Source organism: Clostridium sp. DFI.1.208 (assembly GCF_024463855.1).
Classification (GTDB): domain Bacteria; phylum Bacillota_I; class Bacilli_A; order Erysipelotrichales; family Erysipelotrichaceae; genus Clostridium_AQ.
The window spans coordinates 1-17,125 of sequence record NZ_JANGCA010000014.1 but is presented as its reverse complement, the minus strand read 5'-3'; the positions used below and the strand labels follow the sequence as shown (position 1 = coordinate 17,125).

Below are 17,125 nucleotides of genomic sequence, written 5' to 3'. Positions count from 1 at the left end.
ACTGCCCCAATAATATAAGGCAGATACGACTGTATATCCCTAGCTACTCTCTTATGGATTTGCCGTATTTCTGTATATTATTTATTTCTGAAGTAATTTACACCGTTCTGGAAGATATTCTGATATTTATCTCCATCAATATTTTTAAACAGTCCGTCTTCATAGCGCTCACTGTGTCCCATCTTACCGAAGATTCTTCCATCTGCTGAAGTAATACCTTCAATAGCATACATGGAGCCGTTGATATTATAGGTGCCATTCATGGTTGGATTTCCATCCAGATCCACATACTGTGTTGCTACCTGACCGTTTTCAAACAGCTGCTTTGCGACTTCATCACTGACGACGAATTTTCCTTCTCCATGTGACATCGCAATGGAGTGTCCCTGTCCCGGTTTAAAGCTGGACAGCCATGGTGATTTGTTGGAGGTTATTTTCGTTGTCGCAATATGTGAAACGTGACGGTTGATATTGTTTCTGAACAGCGTAGGTGATTCCTCACTCAGCTTTGTGATATCTCCATATGGCAACAGACCGGATTTGATCAGTGCCTGGAATCCATTACAGATACCGAGAATCAGACCGTCATTCGCAAGCAGTGTTTGTACGGCCTTGTTCACAGAAGGGTTGCTTAAGACGTTGGCGATAAACTTACCGCTTCCATCCGGCTCATCCCCACTGGAGAAGCCTCCGACAACCATCAGAATCTGAGCAGAGGCAATTTTTTCACTCAGCTCCTTCAGGCTGCGTTCAATGCTTTCTACATTCAGATTGTTGAAGACATAGATTTCAGCTTCCGCACCTGCGCGCTCAAACTGCTGCTTTGTATCATATTCACAGTTCTGTCCTGGGAATACCGGTATGATAACCTTTGGCTTGTCTATCGTCTTTTTCACATGAACACGCTCGGTTGCCGTATACTCCGGTGTTTCAATAACGCTCGCTTCCTGATCCACTGTCATTGGATAAATGGTGTTGTAGCGCTCGCACCATGCTGCGATAGCTTTTTCGATTGTGATGCAATCATCGTTGATGCAGATCGTGTCGGCATCCGTCGTTTTCCCAAGCAATACAAAGGCTTCGTCATGAATCGCTTCGCTGCTTTCAACAACTATACTTCCGATGCTCAGATCAAAGATATTTTCGCTTGTCTTCACCTCAACACCGATTTTATTACCGAAGCTCATCTTGCATAATGCTTCCGCAAGTCCACCGAATTTCACAGTTGCAGCTGAGCAGATCACGCCTTTACGTATCAGCTCACGCACCTTGACGAAATTTGCTTTCAGCTCTTCATAATTTGGTGTTTTGTTATCGTTCGGCGTATGCTTTATGTAATAGATATGATGTCCGGATGCCTTGAACTCCGGTGAAATGATATGCTCTGTTTTTTCAGTTGTAACGGCAAATGTAATCAGCGTCGGCGGAACACTGATATCGTTAAATGTTCCGGACATGGAGTCCTTACCGCCGATTGCAGGTGTTTCAAACGCCATTTCCGCTTCAATCAATCCCAGCAGGGCTTGCATTGGTTTCCCCCATTTTTCAGGATCGGCATGCAGTCGCTCAAAGTATTCCTGATTTGTCAGACGGCAGGTTTCATAGTTGCCACCCATGGCAGTTACACGGGCAAGTGCTTCAACAACCGAATAGCTTGCGCCCAGATACGGGGAGTATAAGGACAACTCCGGATGATAGCCATGTGTCATAATGGAGCATGTATTGGTAAAGCCGAATACTGGCAGCTTCTGCACACTTCCTTCGGTTTCCGTCAACTGATATTTTCCGCCAAATGGCATGAGAACGGTTGATTTACCAATGGAAGCATCAAACATTTCTGCGAGACCAATCTGAGATGCAACGTTGGGCTGCTTCAAATTTTCTTCCATTGAGGTTACCTCACTATGGAATGGGTCGGTATCACTTAATCCCTCACGGATCAATACGTCCTGTAGTCCGCGTACACCATTGGTATCCAGAAAATCACGAGAGATATTTACAATTTCCTCTCCATGAAAGCTCATCACCAGACGGCGCTCCTCTGTGACGACGGCGACGATGCAGGAATCCAGATTCTCTTCATATGCAAGCTGCTTAAATTCTTCAAATTTATCCGCTTCAATCAGAACAGCCATACGCTCCTGTGATTCAGAAATAGCAAGCTCTGTACCGGATAACCCGCTGTATTTTACAGGAACCTTGTCCAAATCAATTTTCAGTCCATCCGCAATTTCTCCAACTGCGACACTCACACCGCCGGCACCGAAGTCATTCGCCTTTTTGATCAGTCTAGTAGCCAACGGATTACGGAACAGTCTTTGCAGCTTACGCTCGATCGGCGCATTTCCCTTCTGAACCTCACTGGAACATTTTGTCAGAGAGGTATCGTTGTGCTCCTTACTGGAACCGGTGGCTCCACCAACACCGTCACGACCGGTTGCCCCGCCAATTAAAACAACAATATCTCCGGTTTCCGGTTTTTTACGCACGACATTCTCTTTTGGTGCGGCACCCACAACGGCACCGACCTCCATACGCTTTGCGACATAACCGTCATTGAAGATTTCCTTTACATAGGTAGTCGCCAGACCAATCTGATTTCCATAGGAGGAATACCCCGCAGCAGCTCCCTTGGATATACGGCTCTGCGCTAGCTTATTTGGAAGTGCCTCCTTGATATCCTTTGTAATATCTCCGGCACCGGTGATACGCATTGCCTGATATACATAGCTTCTTCCGGACAGCGGATCACGTATTGCCCCGCCGATGCACGTGCTGGCACCACCGAACGGTTCAATCTCGGTTGGATGATTGTGTGTCTCATTTTTAAACATTAACAGCCACTGCTGATCTTCTCCATCCACATCCACGCTTACTTCAATCGAGCATGCATTGATTTCATCACTGATTTCCATATCGTCCAGCTTACCTGCTTTCCGCAGATATTTACCGGCTATGGTAGCCATATCCATCAGCGTCATAACCTTCCTGTTATCATGGACATCCTTTCTCAGCTTCAAATAAAGCTCATATGCCTTCTGAATCGTATCCTGCAGACTGCCTGCTTCAATTTTTACATTCTGGAGAATGGTTTCAAAGGTTGTATGACGGCAGTGATCGGACCAATAGGTATCCAATACCTTCAGCTCTGTCAGCGTCAAATCACGCTGTTCCTCTTCCCTGAAGTATTTCTGGATATGCTGCACATCCGCCAGCGTCATGGCCAGCCCCTGTTCACTGCGCAATGCCTCCAGTCCGGCTTCATCCAGATCACGGAAGCCTGTCAGAACAGGTACCGGTTCAATTTCCACATCCTCTTCATAGCCCAGTACAGCAAGATCCTTTTCTCTCATCTCTACCGGGTTGATCAGGTATTTCTTGACAGCCTGAACCTCTTCCTCAGCGACGCTGCCCTCCAGAATCACGATACGTCCGCTTTTGATTACAACATCCTGCTTGTTATTCAATAGCATCAGACATTGCTGTGCGCTATCCGCACGCTGATCATATTGTCCGGGCAGGCATTCATATGCAATAAAGGTTTTTCCCTTCAAATCTACCTCATCAAAAACCTCATCGGTAACCTTCTCACTCAGAACCTTTTCTTTCAGAAGCTCCATATCGTGTTCATCCCCATGGAAAACATCATACACGTTATACATTTGTATCTTCTGCAATCCTGCAAGATTCAGATTCTGCTTCAGTTCATGAAACAAAGAAGCGGATTCCACCTGAAATGCTTCCTTTTTCTTCACAAATACGCGATAATTCATAGTATATTCACCTTTCCCTATTCCACTTCAATCACGGAATCTTTGATTACTTTTTCTGCCATGGAAGCCTTGAATGCGACCATTTTTTCAGCCATAGTCTCATCACTGAGCGCAAGCATCTGTGCTGCCAGAATCGCGGCATTCTTTGCGCCTGCTTTTCCAATAGCAACCGTTGCGACTGGGATTCCTCCAGGCATCTGTACAGTGGACAGCAGGGAATCCATACCACCCAGCGCACTTGTCTGAATCGGAACGCCGATTACCGGCAGTGTTGTACTGGATGCGATAACTCCACCCAAATGAGCAGCTCCGCCTGCAGCAGCAATAATAACCTTAATTCCACGATCCTTGGCACCTTCAGCTAGTTTGATAACCTCATTCGGTGTACGATGAGCACTCAATGCATGTGCTTCAAAAGGAATACCGAATTCCTTTAGCTGGTTGAAACAGTTCTCCATAGTTGGCAAGTCGGAACGGCTTCCCATTAAAATACTGACGACAGGTTTGATTTCACTCATTTGTTTTTCCTCCTTGAAATAAAAAAATACATATCGTTTTCACCAATATGTACACTAAAAACCGTTAAATTGTGTAATTGTTATAGCGTATCTTCTTAAGACCATAAGTAAGACCCTCCTATAAAAATTATAAAGACGCACCTGCCTGCAATATAAAAAGCAAACAAGTACGTCCCAGAACAAAAAGAAAGAGTAATTGTTTGCTTGTAGCCCGCTCTTTTACGGTGAACGGCTAGAAACTCCCTGACCTTATTACAGGGTATATACAAGCATGTATGTCAATACATGTCTATTTTACTAGAAACCTGATTTTATTACAATAGATAAAGTGAATTTTCTTATCGGATTTTCTCAAATTCGGATTCCTGTGGAAACTATGGGATATGTATGCGGTTAATTCAAAGAAAGATATGGTCTTCTCCTATGTATATAGCATCAACGCGAAAGATACGCTTTGCCGCTCTTCGTTATCCGTGTACCTGACAAGCTTGTAACCGCACAGCTCCTCATAAGCTTTCCTTTTATCCGGATGCCTGACGAATATGATTATGGTGAATAGCTTCTGTCCGGATGTATCCGACATCTCGCCTTATCATACCCTGAATTTTTTTCCTACAGAAGTGAAATCTGTCGGACGTGTTTATCCTCTCGTATCGTGATATGGTCCTCTTCATCAAGATGTCCCAGCAGGACGCTGCTTTTTGGATCATGGAGCTTCATTCTTTCTGCAATCTGTTTTTCATTATAATTGGCATAGCAGTACCGACAGCCGTGCGAACAACAGTTATAATCACCAATATCAACCGTCGGCATGCAGCCGCAGGCAGAACGCACCCCTTTTCCCTGAATATGATCCAATGAATGCTGTACCAGCCTCTCAAGCTTTTTACGATCCATACAGAGTCCCTTGTAAATATGATACGGGGATAGATCTATATCCTCAGCACATGTTTGTACATGTACAGCATAGCGCTCAGCAACACTGCCCAGTGCCTTTCCAATCTCCAGCATGTCCTGTCTGCGCATTTCCTGTAGCTGCATACGTTTTTGATTCCCTGCCGTATTCTTATACATATCCACAAATGAAATGATAATCGTATCCACATAGCCATCCAGCTGGCTGCACAGCTTTTCAAAAGCCCGTTGATGGTACTCCACAGTATACTTGGGAGTGAGCAGAATCGGGTCATAGCGAACGATTACACGATCCTTCCCCAGTTGCAGTGCCATATCTTTTACCGCATTTATAATTTCCTTTTTGGATGCTACATGCTCTTCAATATCCTCATGATAGGGTGTCAGCGTAATCTGAAACTGATAAGGAAAGGGTATTTCCCCCAGTCTGTTCATCATGGGAATCGGGTTTTTTGTACAAAACAGGATACCGTCAATATTTTGTTCATTCAGATAGATACGACTGATCTGATGCGGATTGAACGGATTTCTAACATCCACAAAGCCCTCATGAAGCCGGTTAAAAAACCATGTGCTGTAGAATGCCGGTATATCACAGCGTCCGCTTACAAAAAGTATCATGTTATCCCTCATTTCTTTCTTATACCATAACATAGCCTACATCCGAACTGCACGAATCTGGTTTTTATGATGTTTATTCTGATCTAATATCCCTTCAAATACTGCAAAGATGGAAAATCGCATAGTCATGCCATGATAAGGATAGAAAAGATTCCCTTAAAGCTAAATGTAAATAGAAAGCTTTTCAAACTGTTTTACGCAGAGGCAGGACTTTTCACGCTTTTTTCATCTTTCGTAGGTTTCTTTTTTTAACGGTTCCTATCCTTTAAGGCTATAATTACACAAGATTTTTTATAGAATGCGATTCCATATCCTATGATATCTTCATAGCCATCTGCATACAATCCTTCTATATACTTCTGCTTTTTGATTTGTTCACAAGCCTTTTCTGCCATCGGCTTTAGGGCTGCTGCTGCAGATGCAACTTTTAATTCCAGCACGACACCTCTTGACTGCCTGCTTGGTGGAAGAACGACAATATCACTTCGACCCAATCCTGTTTCCTGATTTGATACAATGTGATATTGATTCAACAGTCCAATCAAAACGCCATGATAAAATTTTTCATCATAATCGAAATAACTGATAGATTGAAACAGGATTTGATTCAATATATCGTTAGCCTGTTTTACGTCTTCTCTTATCAATGCCTCCATAAAGGATACACTGCTATGCGCAATTTGTTCATGAAACCATTCACTAAATATGGATACATAAATTCGTTTAATTTCTTTATTGGGTATCATCAGTTGATACACATTTTGTTCTTCATCTATACAGCTGACAGCTTTTAGATATCCGGTATATAACAGAAAACTGTAAACATTGTTGATTTGATCCATTTCTCTGTATGTTATATCATCCTTGATTGTTTTTTCTATTATTCCACCTGATGTCAGAATATCAAATTCATCACGCATATTCGGATTTGCCTCTTTTATATAACGATAAATAATATCATTTCCGCTTGTATTTGCCCAAAAGGATTCTGGTACTTTCCTACTTGTATTGATCAATTTGTCCATATACAACAGAGCACTCCATGGATTATAAATATCACAGCCCCCAAACCGATATCCATCATACCATTCTTTCATTTGGCTTTTGTATTCGCCTGCGTGATAGTTCTGTAAAAGAGAACTGATTTCATTTTTTGTAAAACCAAATCGCTGGTTGGAAGCTTCATCAAAAATGGAATTGACCTTAAAATTGTTTAAACCTGTAAAAATCGATTCTTTTGCGATTCTTAAACAACCGGTCAGAATACCTTTTTCTAAAGCATCATTAGTTTTCAGGGATGCACTAAACACATTCCTCAGAAAGTCTGCCATTTCATCATAGTAGCCATTCAAATATGCAGTCTGTAAAGGTACATCATATTCATCAATCAGAATAATGACTTTTTTCTGAAAATGCAGTTGCATACAAGTACTGATTTTAAATAAAGCATCCATTAAATTGCTTATGGTTGAGGTTTCGTTTTGATACTGTATTAACAAATTCTTCTGTGCAGTATTTAACATCGGACTGTTCAGCAATTCCTGATTTGCATTCACAATATCTGAAATTATAGAACCGAATTTCTCAATTTGCATCTTATAATCAGCTCTTTTCATATCCTTTAAGGTGATGAATATAACTGGATATGCATGTTGATGCAGCCTTGTATGGCAATCATTTGAAATTTCAAGATGATCAAAAAGATACGCATTCTCTTTCTCTTTCATAGAAAAGAAATAATATAGCATACTCATATTTAATGTTTTCCCAAACCGGCGCGGTCTTGTATACAGTACAACTTTTTCATTAAGCACATCCTTAATGAATAATGTTTTATCAACATAATAATAGCCTTCATCTATCATAGCTTTGAAGTTCTCTATACCGATTGGCAAACGTTTCATATAATCAGCTCCCTTGTGTTTTTATTATACCACGCTATGAATCACGAACAAAAGGGAAACAGCATGGATAGAACAAGTTATGCAATCGTAGCTTCAGTTTCGGATTCCTGTGGAAAAGCAGACCGCAACAATCGGTCTGCTTTTTTCGTTTATGGTAATGTAATGTGCTTCTATTTACATGCTTCAAGTATTTCCTTCATGCGCTTCGCAAGTCCTCTGCACTTCTCACTGCTTAGGGAGCACACTGCTACACGAATTCCCTTATTTACCTTTACAGTATAAATATGCTGCTTCATCAGGCTTTCGTGGAAGACATCACGCAATGCATTATCCTCGATTCTCACAGTTACGAAGAAGCCCTCCTTATAAGGATAGTAATCCAATCCGCAGGCATCCGCTTCTTCTGTAAAGATATCACTTCTCTTTTTCAGCAAATCCACATACATCGCCTTTTCTCTCATATAGGCATCATAATTGGTCGTAGTGACATACGTGAAGTTTTCCATTGCTGCATTGGGAACATTGCTCCATGTTGCTCTGGCAGCTTTCTCAAATACGATTTCTACATCGCGCACAGCTTCCTTTGTCTGTGCTAACAGAATAGCGGCACCACAGCGTAAGCCATAGGAGGTCAGCGCCTTACTGCAGCTGAAGGCAATTACAGCCATAACATTTTCTGAAAAAGCATTAAACGTCTTCATATAATTACGGCAATGCTCTAAATCATAAGAAAAATCAATATAGGCGATATCATTGAGAAGCACCACTGGTACTTCCTTTCCACATTCATTCAGGAGTGCCACAACCTCCTGCCACTCCTCCATACGCATAGAGTAGCCAGTCGGATTATGACATGGATCATTGATCACCAGCAGCAGCTTCTTCTGTGTTTTCATAACCTCACGGCAGGCTTCCTTTAAGGATTCTACATTGAAATGATCTTCCTCAAACAGAGAATAGGTTTTCACCTTCAGATTATCCATGGTTGCCATCAGCTTATAGCTGCCCCATGCGATTTCAGGGAGAATGACCGTTTCTCCTTCATCGAGTATTTCCTGCATGGTAATCGCTACAGCCCCGGTTCCTCCCGGTGTGGCAATCACACTGTGTGCAAGGGTTGATCCCGTACCGCCTACAATCCATTCATAGACCTGTTTACGGAAAGAATCATTGCCGACAAAGCTGGCCGCATAGGCAGCCTTTGTTTCCTTTGCAATGTCATTATAGGGTGTAAACACGCTGTCAAAGGCAACGATGGTCCCTTCTTCATTATATAGAGAACCGATGGTCGCATCGACAACTCGTTCTGCACCGATAGCAGCCTTGGCCTCCTTTGCCTTTTTTACAATAGCGAATACTGTATCTTCGATTGGCGCCTTATTGACGTTCTGTTTTACAAAACTCATATTCATCCCTGCTTTCTTTCATCGTTTTGGTACGCTCCGAGTATTTTCACCTCTTCACAAGTCTCTTTTAAATCATGAATCAGATGCTGTTCCTTCGCATCCTTTAAATCTCCTTCTATTTCCACATAGAAATAATATTCCCATGGGCATTCCTTAATCGATCTTGATTTGATACTCTGCATATTAAATCCGTATTGAGCGATAATATTCATCGCATGGACGAGTGCTCCTGCCTTGTGATGTGTGGTAAAGGCGAGCGAGAAGCGATTGCCATGAGGAATCAGCTTTTTACTGATGATGATAAACCGTGTCGTGTTCTGTTCACTTGTATTGATATCCTCTGCAAGAATATCCAGACCATACAGCTCTGCGTTTTCCTTGGCGGCAATAGCAGCCTTGGATGTATCATTTTCTTTCGCAACATATTCTGCCGCAAGTGCAGTGTTCGGATATGGTATCAGCTCATAGCCGCGTCCCTCCAGAAATTTCTTTGACTGATAAATTGCCTGATCCTTGGAATACACCTGTTTGATATCCGCCAGAGATGCTCCCTTAACACCAAGCAGATTCTGCGATATTCGCAAATCGTATATATCATTGATATATACATCGTAACGCATCAACAGATCCAGAACCTCTCCCACTTCACCAGTATATGAATTTTCAAAGGGAATGACTCCATAGGCGACTTCCCGCTCCTCAACAGCATGAAAGACATCTTCAAAGGAAGCATAGCTTTTCTTGCGATGGTCCGGGAACACGCGATTTGAAGCTATATGAGAAAAAGCACCCTCTGTTCCGGAGTAACCGATGAAATCCTGATTGATGATCGATCGCTGATATTTTCTGGAGATTGCCATCATTGTACTGATAAATTCAGTATAGCTGTCTCTGTATTCCTCCCGCTGAATAAACGCTGTATTATGTTCGATAACATACTGTTCTCTGGATGTATCCAAAACCTGCATCTGATGCGCCTGCTTGTAACGGATGACATCTTCAACTGCCTGCATGCGCTGTTCAAAAAGTCCCGCCATTTCCTCATCGATGGCATTGATCCGTTTTCGGGCATCATCTAATAAACTCATAAACTCACCCCTGTTTCCACAATATTATACAATAATTCTATTTAACTTCCTATCATAAATTCAAAACTTACATGAAATAATGAAAAGTTTTACAAATTTTGTGCAAATAGTATCATGCGAAATACATCGCTGCTTTCCTGACAAAACATCCAAAGCTTATCTATATGATATCAAGAAAAAAGCATCAGCCGCTGATAAATAGATTGTATCCTGAAGTGCTTCACCTTGACTTTGTAAATTCGGATATCCCTCATGTTTTCATTCAATTTTCATAAACTGAAATTATTTTCATAAATTTGTGTTTTTTTCTTGTAATTATGCATAAAGTATATTATCATATTGGTAATTGGAGTGATTTGACCATGATACAGAAAGCATACTTTTATTACTTTGAATAGTCCGTTATAAAGCCATCGAAATACTCATGGTTATTTTCACTTTATAACGAGCATACAAAAGCATCTGCGAACCACACAGGATGCTTTTTTTTCATAAAAGGGAGGATATTGTTATGAAATTACACGTTGATTTAAAGGAGAACGGATATGACATCCTGATGGAACACGGGATACTATATCGTTTAAATGACTATATTGATTTAAACCGTAAGGTGATGATTGTTACAGACAGCGGCGTACCGGAGGCCTATGCAAACATTGTTCGGGAGCAATGTAAAAAAGGATATGTGCATATCATTGAACAGGGCGAGGATTCCAAGGATCTTGCCGTTTTCAAGGAAATCAATGAGGATCTGCTGGCACACAAGTTTTCCAGAAAGGATTGTGTAATCGCGCTTGGAGGAGGAGTGGTCGGCGATCTGGCAGGTTATGTGGCAGCCTCCTATATGCGGGGAATCGACTTCATACAGATTCCGACAACAACACTGTCGCAGATAGACTCCAGTATCGGTGGAAAGGTCGCTATCAATCTGGATGAGGTCAAAAATATTGTCGGTGCCTTCTATCAGCCAAAAATGGTCTTTATTGATCCGGATACATTGCAGACACTTCCACGAAGACACTATATCAACGGCTTGATTGAAGCATTGAAAGCCGGACTGATCTATGATGCCTCCCTGTTTGCATTGTTTGAACAGGGGGATATTGAAAACGATCTCGACACGATCATTGAAAAAGCACTGTATGTGAAAAAGAGTGTTGTCGAGCAGGATGAACGGGAACAGGGCTTGCGTAAGATTCTGAACTTTGGTCATACGATCGGACATGCTATTGAAAGCTATTATCACCTAAGTGAATACCTGCATGGAGAGTGTGTTGCCTTGGGGATGCTGTATTTCATCGATGATGAACAGCTGAAGCAGCGTGTAATCAGCGTGTATGAGCGTCTGGGTATCCGCACACATGTGGATTTTGATCCGGAAGCGGTATATCAGCTTTTATGCAGAGATAAGAAAGCGGACGGCGATCATGTAACGATTGTCCATGTTCCAAAAGCCGGAACAGCTCAGCTAATAGAAACTCCGCTTCATGAAGTACGTACGATATTGAAAGGAACATCAGCATGAAAAATACATTCGGACATAATTATTCTGTAACAATTTTTGGAGAAAGCCATGGAGAAGCCATCGGCTGCGTGATTGACGGTCTTGCGCCCGGAATCAAACTGGATATGGATTTTATAGCCTCTGTCATGGAAAAGCGAAAAGCAAAGGGTAGAATATCCACACAGCGAAAAGAGGCAGACGAACTGCATATCGTCAGTGGCTATTTCAATGGCCATACAACCGGTACACCGTTGACGATTCTCATTGAGAATACAAACACAAGAAGCAATGATTACGAAAAAACAAAGTATCGGCTGCGTCCTTCTCATGCGGACTATACTGCAAATGAGAAATATATGGGCTGGCAGGACTATCGCGGAGGCGGTCATTTCAGCGGCAGAATTACTGCACCGCTGGTAGCGGCAGGTGCAATCGCCATGCAGGTGTTGAAAGAAAAAGGAATTCTGATAGGAAGCCATATTCAGAAAAGCAGAACGATTCAGGATATTCCGTTTTCTGATGATACTGAGGAATTACAAGCACAAATCGAACGGGTCAATACGATGGATTTTGCTGTATTGGATACAGAAGCAGCTTCTGCCATGAAAGCTATGATTGAGGAAGCGGCAAATGAAGGTGACAGTGTAGGCGGTATTCTGGAGAGCTGTATTCTAAACGTTCCGGCTGGTCTGGGAGAGCCGTTCTTTGACTCGCTGGAAAGCACGTTGAGCCATCTGTTATTCAGTGTGCCTGCGGTAAAGGGAATTGAATTCGGACTGGGCTTTGGATTTGCGGATATATATGGAAGTGAAGCCAATGATCCAATCACCTATGACAACGGCTTTCATACTGCCACGAACAATAACGGTGGAATCAACGGTGGTATTTCCAATGGAATGCCGATTCGCATCCGTACGGTCATTAAGCCGACAGCATCTATATATAAGGAACAGAATACAGTGGATTTAAAGACTCACGAGGCAGTGAAGCTGCAGATTCAGGGACGCCATGATCCGGCAATTATCCACCGGGCTAGAATCGTCGTGGACAGTGTGCTTGCCATTGGCATTCTGGATCAGCTGATGGAACGATCAGCGACCCTGACAATGAAATAAAAAACAGCACAGTAATATAGATAAGAGGAGGAAGCAGTTATGATTATCACAATGAAGAAAAGTGCAACAAAAGCAGATATCGAGCATGTCATGAAGCAGCTGAAGGATAAGGGCCTTCAGATTCATGAGAGTATTGGTGAAAACCTCAATGTCTTCGGTGTCGTTGGAGATACCTCACAGGTTGACCCAAAGCGCATTGAGGCGAACAAGCATGTGGAAAGTGTTGTTCGTGTTTCATCCCCGTATAAGAAGGCAAGCCGTATGTTTCATCCGGAGGATACGGTTATCGAGGTGAATGGCATTAAGATTGGCGGAAAGGAAAAAATTGTCGTTATTGGCGGACCCTGCTCCGTTGAGGGGAAAGATATGATTTGTCATATCGCCCATGAGGTAAAGGATGCAGGAGGAGTGATGCTGCGTGGGGGAGCCTACAAGCCAAGAACAAGTCCGTATGCATTTCAGGGTATGGGGACAGAAGGAATTCTGGCGCTTGCCCAGGCAAGAAAGCAAACCGGTCTTCCTGTTGTCACAGAATTGATGAGTGCCGATAAGCTGGATGAATTCATAGAGCATGTCGATGTGATTCAGATTGGCGCCAGAAATATGCAGAACTTTGATCTTTTAAAGGCTGTCGGTAAAACAGACAAGCCGGTACTACTGAAACGCGGACTTGCGAATACGATTGAAGAATGGATCATGTCCGCAGAGTATATTCTTTCTGAAGGTAATACGAATGTCATGCTGTGTGAGCGCGGTATCCGTACCTTTGAACCTTATACACGAAATACCCTCGACCTGAGTGTGGTTCCTATTATCAAGAAAAAAACACATCTTCCGATTATCATAGATCCAAGTCATGCGACCGGTGATTGGGAGCTTGTGGAGGCTGCTTCGCTTGCCGCAATCGCAGCAGGTGCCGACGGTCTGATTGTAGAAGTACACGATCATCCGGAATGCGCATGGAGTGATGGCGCACAGTCCCTCAAACCGGATAACTTCAAAGAGCTGATCCGCAAGGGAAAGGCCATCGCAGGTGTGATCGGGAGGGCAATGTAAATGAAAGCCTGTATAGCACCATCAACCTGCAGTGGGCATGTTGTCATTCCGCCAAGTAAAAGCATGGCGCATCGTGCAATTATCTGTGCTGCTCTGGCGAACGGAACCAGTGTCATAAAAAATGTTGCCTATTCGCAGGATATTAAAACCACGATTGCCGGCATGCAGCAGCTGGGTGCCGATATCCGCATGGAAGAAGATCAGGTTACTGTTACGGGAATCAAAAATTTTACAGTAAAGGATAAAGAAGTTTTTTGCTGTGAATCCGGCTCCACCCTGCGCTTCTTCATTCCCATCTTCTCTCTCTGCAATCAGGAAATCACCTTCACGGGACAGGGCAGACTGCTGCAGCGTCCGCAAAAGGTTTATGAGGATTTGTTCCATGCGCAGGGACTCACCTTCAGACAGGATGCATCCGGCATCACGATACGCGAATGTCTGCATGCCGGTGATATCACTCTGCAGGGTGATATCAGTTCACAGTTTATCAGTGGATTGCTGTTCACACTGCCGCTTTTGCAGGAGGATTCCACCATTCACATCCTTCCGCCCTTTGAATCCAGAAGCTATGTTGATCTTACTCTGCAAATGCTGGAAACCTATGGCATCCAAGCTTCCTTCAAAGATGATCTGACCATTCACATTCCGGGTAATCAGCAGTATAAAGCATGTGACTATACGATCGAAGGAGACTATTCCCAGCTTGCCTTCTTTGCGGTTCTTGCCGCATGCAATCATGATCTTACCATCACCGGTGTTCATCACGATTCCAGGCAGGGAGATAAAAAAATACTCTCGATACTGAGGGACTTTGGTGTACGCATCGAAGAGGTAAAAAACGGCTACCATATTTATAAAAGCAGCCTGCAGGGCTGTAGAATCGATCTTGCGGATTGTCCAGACCTCGGGCCAATTTTAACTGTCCTTGCTATGTATTCCCCGGGAAATACCAACATCTTCAATGCTGGCAGACTGCGAATCAAGGAAAGCGACCGCATTGAAGCAATGGAACAGGAGCTGCGCAAATTCGGTGTGGATATTCATTCCACAGAGGATGAAATCTTTATCGCCGGTAACTCCTCCTATACCTGTACAAGCGAGCTTTCCTCCCATAATGATCACCGGATCGTTATGGCACTCAGTGTTGCAGCAGCCTGCAGCAATACCCCCTGCAGCATTGATGGTGCACAGGCAATCCAAAAAAGCTACCCTACCTTCTTTGAAGATTTGCAGTCCATCGGTGGAAAGGTGGAGCTGCTATGATACAGGAGAACACACGCTTTCTTATTGTCGGATTAGGGTTGATTGGCGGCAGCTATGCCATGGGCTTAAAGAAAAACGGCTATCATGTAGATGCCATTGAAATTAACCAGCTCAGCATCGACTATGCAATCAAGCATAATATCATCGATCGCGGATCAACATTCGATATTAACTATATAAAGGAAGCTGATATCATAATAAGCGGCCTATATCCTAATATGACGGTAGACTGGATAACCACCTATCAGAAATACTTTAAGCCCGGTGCTCTGATTACAGATGTAAGCTCCGTGAAAACAGGTGTTGTAGAACCCATTCAGAAAATCATTCGCAGTGATGTGGAATTCATCAGCTCTCATCCAATGGCAGGAAAGGAGGTCAGCGGAGTAAAATTCGCAGATGACTCTATTTTCCATATAGCCAACTTTATTATTCTGCCTACAAAACGCAATACACAGGATGCGGTTGCGACCATGCGGCAATTTGCTGAAATTCTCGGCTTCAGTAATATCTCCGAACTGACTGTGGAGCAGCACGATGAAATGATTGGATTTGTATCACATCTGACGCATGCTATTGCGGTTTCTCTTATGAACACCAATGACAACACCCACTTAGTAGAATACACCGGTGACTCCTTCCGTGATTTGACAAGAATTGCGAAAATCAATGAGAATCTGTGGAGTGAGGTATTCTTTTTGAATAAAGAGAATCTGATCCGGGAAATTGATGATTTCATTGCGGAGGTCAATCATCTGAAGGCTGCATTGGAACAGGATGATGTGGATGGCCTGAAAGAGCTGTTTATTCAATCTACCGCAAGACGTAAGCTGTTTGATCGATAGGAGGTATCCATATGGAACAGGAGCCGTATCTGGAAGAGGAAGATAAAGATCAGCTATGCAAAAAGGACTGTAAAAGCATTGCCGGTTCTCTGATTTTCTATTATGTTTTATTATTTGCCTGTGCCTTTACCTTAGGGATTATAAGCAGTGCATTCCTCATGACAGGCGCTTCGCAAACAGAATTTGAAACCATCACAAGCATCTTCAGTATGATAGCAACCTGCTTTGTAACGATCTTAACGCTCGTAATATATAAAAAGAAGCTGCATGTAACAATACCGCACTCCCTGTGCAAGGAGTGGAACTTTCTTTCCATTCTTCGCTATACAATCATCGGTATGGGATTGTCAGGAGCAGCAGGAATCCTCATACAGCTGATCAATCAGATACTCATCAAGTTTGGCTGGGTCATGACAACGCCGGATTTCTCCATGAAGCCGGATATCACCTACAATCTAATCATTGTACTCTCTTCCTGTATCCTTGCGCCAATCATGGAAGAGCTTCTCTTTCGCGGATTGATTTTACAAGCGCTGAAAAGATATGGCAATGTCTTCGCAATTCTTGTGACAAGCCTGCTGTTTGCATTGCTGCATGGAAATATTCCGCAGAGTGTTCCTGTTTTTGCTCTCAGTGTTATTATTTGCTATGTTGTTTTGAAGTCAGGAAGTATTCTTCCTGGGATAGCGATTCATTTTCTGAATAACGCTTTTGCGATCATGGAAGTTTCCTTTCTTTCAGACAACGGCCAGATTTCTACAGTCTTTATTGTATTAGAAGCTCTGTTTCTGCTGTATGCGCTGTATGTCCTCTTTCAGAAAAGACTGGTCATACGAAATTATGTAATTCATAACAGAGGCTATCGCGTTCGCGCCTTTTTCAGTAACTGGATAGCAATCCTCTTTCTGGTCTTATGTGTTTTCATTATAATTACAAGTTTTCAACGTATATAAAACAAGGATGCGCCTGTCTACACATCGCGGCAGAAAGAAGGGGGCTCTAAATTATCGTGGGGTTGAGTAGAAATGAGCTCTAAATTATTATGGGGTTTTAGCAAGTGAACGCTAGGCTCTAAATTATCATGGGGTTTCAAAAAGGAGTAATAAAGTTCAAAAAA

At 42.8% G+C, this 17,125-nt stretch carries 12 protein-coding genes and 1 riboswitch; of the genes, 6 read left to right on the top strand and 6 right to left on the bottom strand.

Annotated elements, in window-relative coordinates; genetic code table 11:
- Positions 1-77: 77 nt before the first annotated feature.
- The 6 genes from NE665_RS09095 to NE665_RS09070 all read right to left on the bottom strand — a co-directional run bounded on the left by NE665_RS09095 (position 78) and on the right by NE665_RS09070 (position 10,225).
- Positions 78-3,773 (bottom strand): phosphoribosylformylglycinamidine synthase, encoded by a 3,696-nt coding sequence (locus NE665_RS09095; protein ID WP_117441929.1) that lies wholly within the window; start codon positions 3,771-3,773, stop codon positions 78-80.
- A 17-nt stretch (positions 3,774-3,790) separates the two neighbouring features.
- Entirely contained in the window at positions 3,791-4,291 is a 501-nt protein-coding gene (purE, locus tag NE665_RS09090) for a 5-(carboxyamino)imidazole ribonucleotide mutase (protein ID WP_117441930.1), read from the bottom strand.
- 187 nt (positions 4,292-4,478) lie between these two features.
- Positions 4,479-4,580: riboswitch (purine riboswitch) on the bottom strand.
- 323 nt (positions 4,581-4,903) lie between these two features.
- Positions 4,904-5,827 carry a DUF1848 domain-containing protein gene (locus tag NE665_RS09085; protein ID WP_117441931.1) on the bottom strand — a complete coding sequence of 308 codons (924 nt, stop codon included), beginning with the start codon at positions 5,825-5,827 and terminating at the stop codon, positions 4,904-4,906.
- Positions 5,828-6,075: 248 nt separating this feature from the next.
- A complete protein-coding gene (locus NE665_RS09080; RefSeq protein WP_117441932.1) occupies positions 6,076-7,731 on the bottom strand; it encodes an AAA family ATPase in 1,656 nt (551 codons plus the stop codon).
- A gap of 170 nt (positions 7,732-7,901) precedes the next feature.
- Entirely contained in the window at positions 7,902-9,137 is a 1,236-nt protein-coding gene (locus tag NE665_RS09075; protein ID WP_117441933.1) for an aminotransferase class I/II-fold pyridoxal phosphate-dependent enzyme, read from the bottom strand.
- Positions 9,138-9,139: 2 nt separating this feature from the next.
- Positions 9,140-10,225 carry a chorismate mutase gene (locus NE665_RS09070; protein WP_117441934.1) on the bottom strand — a complete coding sequence of 362 codons (1,086 nt, stop codon included), beginning with the start codon at positions 10,223-10,225 and terminating at the stop codon, positions 9,140-9,142.
- A gap of 511 nt (positions 10,226-10,736) precedes the next feature.
- Here NE665_RS09070 and aroB point away from each other — a divergent pair.
- The 6 genes from aroB to NE665_RS09040 are packed head-to-tail and all read left to right on the top strand — an operon-like array spanning position 10,737 to position 16,961.
- Positions 10,737-11,750, top strand: coding sequence for a 3-dehydroquinate synthase (gene aroB, locus NE665_RS09065; protein WP_117441935.1), 1,014 nt, complete (start codon positions 10,737-10,739; stop codon positions 11,748-11,750).
- Positions 11,747-12,844: a chorismate synthase gene (gene aroC / locus NE665_RS09060; RefSeq protein WP_117441936.1), complete on the top strand. Its 1,098-nt coding sequence runs from the start codon at positions 11,747-11,749 to the stop codon at positions 12,842-12,844. Before aroB ends, aroC begins: the two co-directional genes overlap by 4 nt.
- A 39-nt stretch (positions 12,845-12,883) precedes the next feature.
- Positions 12,884-13,900: a 3-deoxy-7-phosphoheptulonate synthase gene (gene aroF / locus NE665_RS09055; protein ID WP_117441937.1), complete on the top strand. Its 1,017-nt coding sequence runs from the start codon at positions 12,884-12,886 to the stop codon at positions 13,898-13,900.
- Positions 13,901-15,163, top strand: a complete 1,263-nt coding sequence (aroA, locus tag NE665_RS09050; protein WP_117441938.1) for a 3-phosphoshikimate 1-carboxyvinyltransferase — start codon at positions 13,901-13,903, stop codon at positions 15,161-15,163.
- Positions 15,160-16,008, top strand: coding sequence for a prephenate dehydrogenase (locus NE665_RS09045; RefSeq protein WP_117441939.1), 849 nt, complete (start codon positions 15,160-15,162; stop codon positions 16,006-16,008). The genes aroA and NE665_RS09045 overlap by 4 nt, the downstream gene beginning before the upstream one ends.
- An 11-nt stretch (positions 16,009-16,019) precedes the next feature.
- Positions 16,020-16,961: a type II CAAX endopeptidase family protein gene (locus tag NE665_RS09040; protein WP_117441940.1), complete on the top strand. Its 942-nt coding sequence runs from the start codon at positions 16,020-16,022 to the stop codon at positions 16,959-16,961.
- The last annotated feature ends 164 nt before the right edge of the window (positions 16,962-17,125 follow it).